At 63.7% G+C, this 11,300-nt stretch carries 6 protein-coding genes and 1 pseudogene; 4 read left to right on the top strand and 3 right to left on the bottom strand.

What is annotated here, in order from left to right:
- The first annotated feature begins 9 nt into the window (after positions 1-9).
- Entirely contained in the window at positions 10-396 is a 387-nt protein-coding gene (locus tag XH80_RS08095) for an MAPEG family protein (RefSeq protein ID WP_271598139.1), read from the top strand.
- Between the two features lie 105 nt (positions 397-501).
- On the opposite strand, the pseudogene XH80_RS08090 reads toward XH80_RS08095, so the two are convergent.
- The 3 genes and pseudogenes from XH80_RS08090 to XH80_RS08080 form a co-directional block, all read right to left on the bottom strand.
- Positions 502-1,696 (bottom strand): annotated as a pseudogene (locus tag XH80_RS08090) (ABC transporter substrate-binding protein).
- A 190-nt stretch (positions 1,697-1,886) separates the two neighbouring features.
- Complete coding sequence (locus XH80_RS08085) at positions 1,887-5,051, bottom strand: efflux RND transporter permease subunit (RefSeq protein WP_271598138.1); 3,165 nt, start codon at positions 5,049-5,051, stop codon at positions 1,887-1,889.
- Entirely contained in the window at positions 5,048-6,301 is a 1,254-nt protein-coding gene (locus XH80_RS08080) for an efflux RND transporter periplasmic adaptor subunit (protein WP_271598137.1), read from the bottom strand. The genes XH80_RS08085 and XH80_RS08080 overlap by 4 nt, the downstream gene beginning before the upstream one ends.
- Before the next feature lie 275 nt (positions 6,302-6,576).
- Here XH80_RS08080 and XH80_RS08075 point away from each other — a divergent pair, with 275 nt between their 5' ends.
- From XH80_RS08075 to XH80_RS08065, 3 genes are all read left to right on the top strand, one after another.
- Complete coding sequence (locus XH80_RS08075; protein WP_271598136.1) at positions 6,577-7,731, top strand: iron-containing alcohol dehydrogenase; 1,155 nt, start codon at positions 6,577-6,579, stop codon at positions 7,729-7,731.
- 19 nt (positions 7,732-7,750) lie between these two features.
- Positions 7,751-9,301: an AMP-binding protein gene (locus tag XH80_RS08070; RefSeq protein WP_271598135.1), complete on the top strand. Its 1,551-nt coding sequence runs from the start codon at positions 7,751-7,753 to the stop codon at positions 9,299-9,301.
- A gap of 392 nt (positions 9,302-9,693) precedes the next feature.
- Positions 9,694-11,292: an ABC transporter substrate-binding protein gene (locus XH80_RS08065; RefSeq protein ID WP_271598134.1), complete on the top strand. Its 1,599-nt coding sequence runs from the start codon at positions 9,694-9,696 to the stop codon at positions 11,290-11,292.
- The last annotated feature ends 8 nt before the right edge of the window (positions 11,293-11,300 follow it).

The raw sequence follows: 11,300 nt of genomic DNA, 5'->3' as shown, positions 1-11,300 counted from the left end.
GATCCCGCAATGTACCGTCTCACCGCCCTCGTCACGCTGCTGTCGCTTGCATTCTATTTCTTCACCTGCATCAATGTCTCGCGGTCGCGGACCAGGACCGGCGTGAAGGTGCCGGCCACGTCGGGCCATCCGGATTTCGAGCGTGCCTTTCGTATCCAGATGAACACGCTGGAATGGATGCCGATCTTCCTGCCGTCGCTATGGCTGTTCGCGATCTATGTCAGCGATGCCATTGCGGCCGCGATCGGCGCGATCTGGATCATCGGCCGCATCGCCTATTTCATCGGCTATTCGCAGGCCGCCGGCAAGCGCGGCCCGGGGTTTGCGATCCAGGGGATTGCGGCGATTGCGCTGTGGGTGGGAGCGCTCGGGGCGGTGGTGATGAGGTTGGTGTGAGGGATGATCGTAAGCTGTCATTCCGGGGCGGCGCGCCAGCGCCGAACCCGGAATCTCGAGATTCCGGGCTCGATGCTTCGCATCGCCCCGGAATGACGCTACGCGTCACTTCGTCAGCGGGCAGCCGCTATCCTTGGCGGTTGCAAACGCCTGGTCGCCGGGGACCACGGCGAGCTGCTTGTAATAGTCCCAGGGCTTCTTCGACTCCGAGGGCTTCTTGACCTCGAACAGATACATGTCGTGGACCATGCGGCCGTTCTCGAGCACCTTGCCACCCTGCGCGAAGTCGTCGTCGATCGGCAGTTCCTTCAGCTTCTTGGCTACCGCCTCCGGATCCTTGGTGCCGGCGGCCTTGACCGCCTTGAGATAGCTCAGCGTCGCCGAATAGGTGCCGGCGTGGATCATGCTCGGCATCCGCCCGGTGCGCTTGAAGAAGCGTTCGCCGAGATTGCGCGTCCGGTCGTTGAGATCCCAGTAATAGCCTTCGGTCAGCACCAGCCCCTGCGCGGCCTGTAAACCGAGGCCGTTCACTTCGGCAAGCGTCATCAACAGGCCGGCGAGCTTCTGGCCGCCGGAGACGATGCCGAACTCGGCCGCCTGCTTGATCGAATTGGTGGTGTCGAGGCCGGCATTGGCGAGGCCGACGATCTTGGCCTTCGAGCTCTGCGCCTGCAGCAGGAAGGAAGAGAAGTCGGAGGAGTTGAGCGGCACGCGCACCGAGCCGAGCACCTTGCCGCCATTGGCGGTGACGATCTCGCTGGTGTCCTTCTCCAGCGCGTAGCCGAAGGCGTAGTCGGCGGTGAGGAAGAACCAGCTGTCGCCGCCGGCCTTGGTCAGCGCGCCGCCGGTGCCGACGGCGAGCGCACGGGTGTCGTAGGCCCAGTGGAAGCCATAGGGCTGACAGGCATCGCCGGTAAGGCGCGATGTCGCCGCGCCCACCACGATGTCGATCTTCTTCTTTTCCTTGGAGAGCTCGTGGATTGCGAGCGCGACCGAGGAGGTGGTCAGCTCCGTGATCATGTCGACGTTCTCGACGTCGTACCAGCGCCGCGCGATGGAGGTGGCGAGGTCAGGCTTGTTCTGGTGATCGGCCGTGACGAGCTCGATCTTCTGCCCGAGCACCTCGCCGCCAAAATCCTCGATCGCCATCTTGGCCGCTTCGACCGACCATTTTGCCGCCGTAATCGGCGTAGACGCCGGATTGATCGTTGAGAATGCCGATCTTGACGCCTTGCGCGAAGGCCGGCGCGGCCAGCAACAAAGCCGAAATTGCGACAGCGGCCAAAAGTCCTGATTTCATTCGTTATCTCCCAGCAGTGTTCTGTTTTGAAATCGCGCGGATAGTAGTGAAGAACAACGGGCGTGCCCATGGGGTTTGTGTTGATCGTTAGTATGGCTTCTGCACGCCCAACAATCGGTGTCGTCCCGGCCCCCCGTGCGCAATTGCGCACTAGGCCGGGACGACATCGAGATTGTGGATGGGCTGATGGTCAAGATGACGAGACCACGCCCTTCTCGTTCCGCCCCTCGGCCAGGTTCCGCACCACCACATAGAAGATCGGCGTGAACAGCAGGCCGAACAGCGTGACGCCGAGCATGCCGAAGAACACGGCGACGCCGACGGCCTGCCGCATCTCGGAACCTGAACCGGACGAGATCACCAGCGGCAGCACGCCGAGGATGAAGGCGAAGGACGTCATCAGGATCGGCCGCAGGCGCAGGCGGCAGGCCTCGATCACGGCCTCCAGCCGCGGCTTGCCTTCCTTCTCGATGTCGCGCGCGAACTCGACGATGAGGATCGCGTTTTTGGCCGCGAGCCCCACCAGCACGACGAAGCCGATCTGGGTCAGGATGTTGACGTCCTGGCCCATGATGCGCACGCCGATGGTGGCAGCGAGCAGGCACATCGGCACGATCAGGATCACCGCGAACGGCAGCGTCCAGCTGCCATATTGCGCGGCGAGCACGAGATAGACGAACAGCACGCAGATCGGGAACACGTAGAGGCCGGCATTGCCGCCGGTGATCTGCTGATAGGACAGGTCGGTCCATTCGAAGGTGAAGCCGCTCGGCAAGGTGTCGTCGGCGAGCTTCTTGATGGCGTTGAGCGCGGTGGTCGAGCTCGTCCCCGGCGCCGGCTCGCCCTGCAATTCGGACGCCGCGTAGAGATTGTAGCGCGCCACGCGATCCGGACCCGAGACGTCCCTGAAGTCGACCACGCTGCCGAGCATCACCATGTCGCCGGAGGCGTTGCGCGTGCGCAGCCGCGCAAGGTCAGCCGGTTCTTTTCGGAACGGGAAATCAGCCTGCGCGGTGACGTGATAGGTGCGGCCGAACAGGTTGAAGTCGTTGACATAGGTCGATCCGAAATAGGTCTGGATCGTGTCGTTGATGTTCGAGATCGGCACGCCAAGCTTCTGCGCCTTGGTGCGGTCGATGTCGACGAACAGCTGCGGCGTATTGGCCGAGAACGGCGAGAACACCGAGGCGCCGAGGAGCGCGGGCGACTTGCGCGCGGCGGCGACAAGTTCGTCGGTTGCGGACGCCAGCAGCTGGGGTCCACGGCCCTGCCGGTCCTGGATGCGGATGGCGAAGCCGCCGCCGGTGCCGATGCCGGGCACGGCCGGTGGCGGAATCACGATGATGAAGGCGCCCTGGATCGCGGCGAGCCGCTTGCGCAGCTCGGCCGTGATGGCATTCGCCGTCAGGCCCTTCTTCAGCCGCACCTCGGGCTCATCGAACACAGGGAAGAGCGCCGCCGCATTGCCGGCCTGGGTTCGTGTCGCGCCCGAGAAGCCGGCGAAGGCCGCAACACGGATGATGCCCGGCGTGTCCAGCGAGATCCGCTCGATCTCCCGCACGATCTCGGTGGTGCGCGCCAGCGACGCCGCCCCCGGCAATTGCACCGAGATGATGACGTAGCCGCGGTCCTGGGCCGGGATGAAGCCCTGCGACGTCGTCCCGATCAGCCAGCCTGCGCTGCCGATCAGCACGACATAGATCAGCAGCATCACCACCGAGTGCCGGATGACGAAATTGGCGAGGCCGGCATAGCCATGCGAAAGCCGGTCGAACACACGATTGAAGGCGCCGGTGAAGGCGTTCCAACCCCGCGCAAGCAGATTCCAGGCGGCGGGCGGCCGCTTCTCCTCATGCGGGGTGAGGATCTGCGAGGCCAGTGCGGGCGACAGCGTCAGCGAGCAGAAGCAGGAGATCGCGGTCGCAACCGCGATGGTCACCGCGAATTGCTGGAAGAATTGCCCGGAGATGCCGCCCAGGAACGCCGTCGGCACGAACACCGCGCAGAGCACGAGCGCAATCGAGACCAGCGCGCCGCCGACCTCTTCCATGGTCTTCAGCGCCGCGTCGCGCCGGCTGAGGCCGTGCTCGAGATGCCGCTCGACATTCTCGACCACGACGATGGCATCGTCGACCACGATGCCGACGGCGAGCACGAGCCCGAACAGCGTGAGATTGTTGATGGAGAAGCCAAGCGCCGCCATCACCGCGAAGGTACCGACCAGCGACACCGGAATCGCGATGATCGGGATGATCGCCGGCCGCCACCCCTGCAAAAACACCAGCACGACGACGACCACGAGCAGCATGGCCTCGTAGATGGTCTTGATCAGCTCGTGGACCGACTGCGCGATGAACTCGGTCGGGTTGTAGCCGATGTTGAAGTCGAGGCCCTTCGGAAAGCTCTGCTTGAGCCTCGCCATGGTGTCGGAGATGTTCTTGGCCGTCGCGAGCGCATTCGAGCCCGGCCGCTGCGTCACCAGCATGGCGACCGCGGATTTGCGCAGCAGGAAGCTGTTGGTCGAATAGGCCAAAGCACCGAGCTCGATGCGGGCGACGTCGCGCAGGCGCACCGTGCGGCCGTCGGAGCCGGCCTTGATCAGGATGTCCTCGAACTGCTTCTGGTCTTTCAGACGCCCGGTGAACACGAGGTTCGGCTGGAAGGCGCGGTCGGCGATCGGTGGCTCGGCGATCTGGCCGCCGGCGATCTGAACGTTCTGGGCGCGGATCGCGGCCAGCACCTCCGCCGAGGTCAGGCCAAGATTGGCGATGCGATCCGGGTCGAGCCAGAGCCGCATCGAATAGTCGCGCGCACCAAAGATCTGGATGTCGCCGACGCCGTCGATGCGCAGCAGCTGGTCGCGGACCTGCAGCAGCGCGTAGTTGGATATATAGAGCTGGTCGAACGTGTCGTCGGGCGACAGCATGAACACGACCATCAGGATGTCGGGCGAGTTCTTGCGGGTGACGACGCCGTTGCGCTGCACCTCGTCCGGCAGTTGCGGCTGCGCGATCGCGACGCGGTTCTGCACCAGCACCTGGGCCTTGTCGAGATCGGTGCCGAGCTTGAAGGTGACGGTGATGGTGAGCTGGCCGTTCGAGGTCGCCTGGCTGTAGAGATACAGCATGTCCTCGACGCCGTTGATCTGCTGCTCGATCGGAGCGGCGACGGTGTCGGACACGGTCTGCGCCGAGGCGCCGGGATATTGCGTGGTGACGACGACGGTCGGCGGCACCACTTGCGGATATTCGGAGATTGGCAGCGTCGAATAAGCGAGCGCACCGACGATCAGGAGCACGATCGACAGCACCATCGCGAGGATGGGCTGGTTGATGGACAGACGGCCAAGATTCATGACTTGTCACCAGCCTTGCCACCGGCCGGGGCTTGAGCGGTCTGCGGGCTGACCTTGGCGCCAACACGGGCGCGCTGGATGCCATTGACGATGACGCGGTCCTCGGCCTTCAGCCCTTCGCGGATTACGCGCAGGCCGTCATCGAGGGGCCCGAGCACCACCGGGCGCGCTTCCACAGTATCGTCGGGCTTCACCACGAACACGATCTTGCGCGACTGGTCGGTCGCGACTGCCGCATCCGGAATCAGCAGCGCCTCGTAGGGCACGCTGCCGATCAGGCGAACGCGGCCGAATTGGCCGGGCAGGATCGAGAGATCGGTGTTCTTGACCACCGCGCGGCTGCGCAATGTCCCGGTGGAAACATCGAGGCGGTTGTCGAGGAAGTTGATGGCGCCGTCATGCGACGGCTTGGTCTCGCCTGCGAGCGTCACCTGCACGGGGTTCGCAGTATCGCGCGAGCTCGGGCGCTTACCCTCGAACCACAGCTTGCTGTATTTGATGAAGGTCGTCTCATCCATGTCGAAATAGATGTAGATCGGATCGAGCGAGACGATCGAGGTCAGCAGCGTCGAGGTGCCGGTGTCGCTGCCCTGCACAAGGTTGCCGGGGCTGACGAGGTGCCGGCTGACGCGGCCGGTCAGCGGCGCTGTGACATGGGTGAACTCGATGTTGAGCCGGGCGGCCTGCAGTGCGCCTTCGGCCTGGGTTTCCGCCGCGTGCGCGGCCTGCAAGGCCTGGCGCCGCTGGTCGACGACCTGCTCGGAGACCGCGCTGGTCTGCACCAGGTTCAGGCCACGATCGAGCTCGCGCTTGGCCAGCTCCACCTTGGCGCGGGCGTCGGAGAGCTGGCCCTCGGCCTGCGCCGCCACTGCCTCGAATGGCCGGGGGTCGATGACGTAAAGCAGATCACCCTGGTGCACGATGGCACCGTCCTGGAATTCGACCGAGTTGACGAAGCCGCCGACACGCGGACGCACCTGGACCTCCTCGACCGCCTCGAAGCGACCGGTGAACTCATCCCAATCAGTGACGGTGCGCTTGACCGGCTGGGCGACGGTCACCGCCGGCGGCGGCGGCGCAGCCGCTTGCGAGGTCGGCTGGCCACAGCCACTGAGTGCGAAGGCGGCGACGAGAAGGCCGGCTATGGCGTAGGGCTTGGCATGAGGCTTGTCATAAGGCTTGTCATAAGGCTTGGGCCGAACGAAATCGTGCGTTTTGACAAATTGCTCGCTTCCGTCCGATCCACTCATCCCAGGTCCTCGCATGAAAGCCGCGGAAAATGCAGCGTAGTCCTCTACCCGCGGGCGCCACAAGATGGGTGGCGATAATGAAATCTTCAAGACTACGTCACGCGCAATGCTCCGCCGGATGTCCTAGCCTGATGACGGGTTGACATTGCCTTCGCCTCTCCCCCGCTCGCGGGGCGAGGGAGACGAGCAATCAGCGTCTTCGCACATGACGGAGGCGGCCGGCTTGGCTAGACTACCCCCAACAAATCAAGACGAATTATCCGGGGAGGGCAGGCGTGCACCAGGGACGTGTCGTTTACGGCGCGATCGAGGAGGTCGTGTTCGGCCATCCGGCGGCCGAGGCCGTCGTCGCGCAGATGGACCGGCTGGGAACCCGCCGCGCCTTCCTGATGGTGTCAGGGACGCTGAACCGCCAGACCGACGAGATCACGAGGATCGTGCAGGCGCTGGGCTCGCGCTGTGTCGGGCTGTTCGATGCGATGCCCGCGCACACGCCGCGCGAGGCGGTGATCGCGGCCACCAACGCAGCACGCGAGGCCGGCGCAGATCTCATCGTCACTGTCGGCGGCGGCTCGATCACCGACGGCGCCAAAGCGGTGCAGCTCTGCCTTGCCAATGGGATCGACGATATCGCAGGCATCGACCGCATCCGCGTGCGCAAGGGCGTCGCGCCCGAGATGACCGCGCCGACCGTGCGCCAGATCAGCGTGCCGACCACGATTGCCGGCGGCGAGTTCTCGTCGATCGCCGGCGTGACCGACAGTAGCACGCATGTGAAGCAGATGCTGCGGCATCCGCTCACCGTGCCGCGCGCGACCATTCTCGACCCTGCGATCACCGTGCACACGCCGGAATGGCTGTTTCTCTCCACCGGCATCCGCGCCATCGACCATTGCGTCGAGGCGATCTGCTCGCACGAGACCCACCCTTACGCCGACGCGCAATCGGTGAAGGGCCTCGCCATGCTCGCCGACGCGTTGCCGCGGGTGAAGGCCGACCCCAGAGATCTCGACGCTCGGATGGACGCGCAGATCGGCACCTGGCTGTCGATGGGCGCGCTCGCGGCCGGGGTGCCGATGGGCGCGAGCCACGGCATCGGCTACGTGCTGGGCGCCGCCTTCGGCGTGCCGCATGGCCACACCTCCTGCATCATGCTGCCGGCGGTGATGCGCTGGAACGCGAGCGCCAATGCCGAGCGCCAGATGATCGTCGCCGCCGCGATGGGCTTTCCCGGTCACAACGCCGCCGACGTGCTCGACGCCTTCATCCGCTCGCTGGGCATGCCGCGCAGCCTCGCTGAGGTGAGTGTCTCGCCCGAGCATTTCGACTCCATCGCCGAGCAGGCGATGCGCACGAACTGGATTCCGCATAATCCGCGCAAGATCGAGAGCCCGCCGCAGATACGCGAAATCCTGGATCTCGCTGCATGATATTAAGGCAGGAGGACTGATGTACCCTGGTCTGCATGCCCGCCTGCGCCCGCTGCAGCCCGCCTTCATCATGGCGGCGACCGGCGAGGCCGTCACCTATCGCGAGCTGGACGCGCGAAGCAATCGGCTGGCGCATCTGTTTCGCAAGCACGGATTGAAACGGCTCGATCACTACTCGATCTTCATGGAGAACAACTCCCGATATCTCGAAGCCTGCGGCGCGGGCGAGCGGTCCGGACTGTACTATACCTGCATCAACTCGTTCCTGACGCCGGGGGAGCTCGCCTATCTCCTCGTCAACAGCCGGTCCAAGATCCTGATCACGTCGGTGGCAAAGCTCGGCATCGCACGCGAGGCGATCCAGGCCTGCCCCGATGTCAAGCTCTGCATCGTCGCCGACGGCCCGGGGGAGAGCGATCGCATTGTGAGCCTTGCCGACGTCACCGCCGACCTGCCGAAGACGCCGATCGCGGATGAATGGCTCGGCACGGCCATGCTCTATTCATCCGGCACGACGGGGAGGCCGAAAGGCATCTTGCGGCCGTTGCCGGAAGAGCCGCCAAAACACAATCTGCCGCTGTTCGATTTCCTGACAAGGCTTTGGCACTATCGCGAGGGCATGGTCTATCTGTCGCCGGCGCCGCTCTACCACTCCGCACCGCAGGCTGCCGTCAATCTCACGATCCGGATGGGCGGCACCGTGATCATCATGGAGACGTTCGATCCCGAGCGTTACCTTCAACTCGTCCAGCAATGGGGCATCACCCACACCCAGCTGGTGCCGACGATGTTCTCACGGATGTTGAAGCTGCCGGAAGAGGTGCGCAAGCGCTACGACCTTTCTTCGCTGGAGATCGCGATCCACGCCGCGGCACCCTGCCCGGCGCTGGTCAAGGATGACATCATCAAATGGTGGGGCCCGATCATCCACGAATATTACGGCGCGACCGAAGGCCTCGGCTTCACCGCCTGCAACAGCGAGGAATGGCTGGCGCATCGCGGCACCGTCGGCAAGGTGCTGCTGGGCGACCTCCACATTCTCGACGAGAATATGCGGGAGTGCCCGACAGGCACGCCGGGCCAAGTCTGGTTCAAGACGGCGTCGCCGTTTGAATATTTCAACGACCCCGAGAAGACGAAGGAGGCGCGCTCGGCCGACGGCAGCATGAGCACGGTCGGCGATGTCGGCTATGTCGACGAGGACCGCTTCCTCTATCTCACCGATCGCGCCACCTTCATGATCATCTCCGGCGGCGTGAACATCTATCCGCAGGAATGCGAGAATTTGCTGATCACCCATCCCAAGGTTGCGGATGCCGCCGTGTTCGGCGTGCCCAATGCCGATCTCGGCGAGGAGGTGAAGGCGGTGGTGCAGCCGATGCCGGGCGTAATGCCTGGCGAGGCGCTTGCGGACGAGCTGATCGCCTTCTGCGCAAAATCGCTGTCGCGGCAGAAGGTGCCGCGCTCGGTGGATTTCGAGAAGGAATTGCCGCGGCTGCCGACGGGCAAGCTGTACAAGCGGCTGCTGCGGGACCGGTATTGGGGCAACAAGACGTCAAGGATTGTGTGAAGCGTTTGGTGTGCGGGTCTTTGGCACGCACGGCGCCACAAAATCGATGTCGTCCCGGCGCAGGCCGGGACCCATACCGCGTGATTTTTCGATTGTAGTCGGAAGCAATACCGAGCGACTTTCTTCGTCAAACTCCTGCCTGTGGTTATGGGTCCCGGCCTGCGCCGGGACCACGGCGGAGTTTGTGAAGGCGGCTGCGCGCAACACGCGCTTAGGAACCGTTCGCACCTGCACTCTAACATTGTGAGAGAGTGAAACCTGCGACCTTCCGTCATCCGAATTGCCGAGAGCGCGGCCGCCCTTGCCCGTTGCCTCGCTGCACCTGCCTCGCTATCGTCCTGACAAACAGGCCAGAAAAGGCCCAGAAGACTAAAGTCCAGGGAGGACCGAGGATGCGGAGCGTGCGGGCATTCGCCGCGGCGGCGGCGTTGTCTTTGTTGGCGTTTTCGACCACGACTTTCGCCGGCGAGCCCAAGCAGGGCGGAATCCTGCGGATGTATCACCGCGACAGCCCGGCGAATGCGTCGATCCTCGAGGGCGCGACCTATTCGGTCAACGTGCCCTTCATGGGGGTGTTCAACAATCTCGTCATCTATGATCAGCATATCGCGCAGAACAGTCCTGATACACTCAGGCCTGAGCTGGCCGAGAGCTGGTCCTGGGGCAGTGACAACAAGAGCCTGACGTTCAAGCTGCGCCAGGGCGTCAAATGGCATGACGGCAAGCCGTTCACGTCGGCCGACGTCAAATGCACATTCGACCTCCTCATGGGCAAGTCGCAGCAGAAGCTGCGGCAGAATCCGCGCAAGGCCTGGTACAGCGAGGTCGACGACGTCACACCAAACGGCGACTTCGAGGTCTCCTTCAACCTGAAGCGGCCGCAGCCCTCGCTGCTGGCGATGCTCGCCTCCGGCTATACGCCGATCTATCCCTGCCATATCTCGCCGGCGGACATGCGCACCCACCCGATCGGGACCGGCCCCTACAAATTCGTCGAGTTCAAGGCCAATGAATCGATCAAGCTGACGCGGAATCCGGACTATTGGAGGAAGGGCCTGCCCCATCTCGATGGCATCGAATACACCATCATCACGAACCGCTCGACCGCGATCCTCGCCTTCGTCGCCGGCAGGTTCGACATGACGTTCCCGACGCATATCACCATCCCGTTGCTGAAGGACATCAAGTCGCAGGCGCCGAACGCCGTCTGCGTCGTCGAACCGACCAACGTCTCGACCAACATCATTGTCAATTCTACCTCGGCCCCGTTCGACAACATCGATATCCGCCGCGCGATGTCGCTGGCGCTCGATCGGAAGGCGTTCGTCGATATCCTGTTCGAAGGTCAGGCCGACATCGGCGGCACCATGCTGCCGCCGCCGCAAGGCATCTGGGGCATGCCCAAGGACAAGCTCCAGACCATTCCGGGTTACGGTCCCGACGTGAACGCGAACCGCGAAGAAGCGAAGAAGCTGATGCAGAAGGCGGGTTACGGCCCCGACAAGCATCTGGCTGTGAAGGTTTCGACGCGCAATCTGGCGGAATATCGCGATCCCGCGGTAATCCTGATCGACCAGCTCAAGAGCATCTATATCGACGGTGAACTCGATGTGGTGGAGACCGCGAACTGGTTCCCGAAGGTTGCGCGCAAGGACTACATGCTCGGCCTCAATTTGACCGGCAATTCCGTCGACGATCCCGACCAATCCTTCTACGAGAACTATTCCTGCGGTTCGGAGCGGAACTACACCAATTACTGCAACAAGGAGATCGAGAAGCTGTTCGACCTGCAGTCGCAGGAGATCGATATTGGCAAGCGCAAGCAACTGGTCTGGGACATCGACCAGAAGCTGCAGGAGGACGTCGCCCGTCCGATCATCTTCCATGCGCGGGCCGGCACCTGCTGGCAGCCTTATGTCAAGGGGATCACGATCATGTCGAACAGCTCCTATAACGGATTTCGCTACGAGGATGTGTGGCTCGACAAATAAAGCGGCAG

The organism is Bradyrhizobium sp. CCBAU 45384 (genome assembly GCF_028128665.1).
In the GTDB taxonomy this organism is placed as follows: Bacteria; Pseudomonadota; Alphaproteobacteria; order Rhizobiales; family Xanthobacteraceae; genus Bradyrhizobium; species Bradyrhizobium manausense.
The sequence above is the reverse complement of the archived record's forward strand: the minus strand, read 5'-3'. Positions and strand labels throughout refer to the sequence as shown.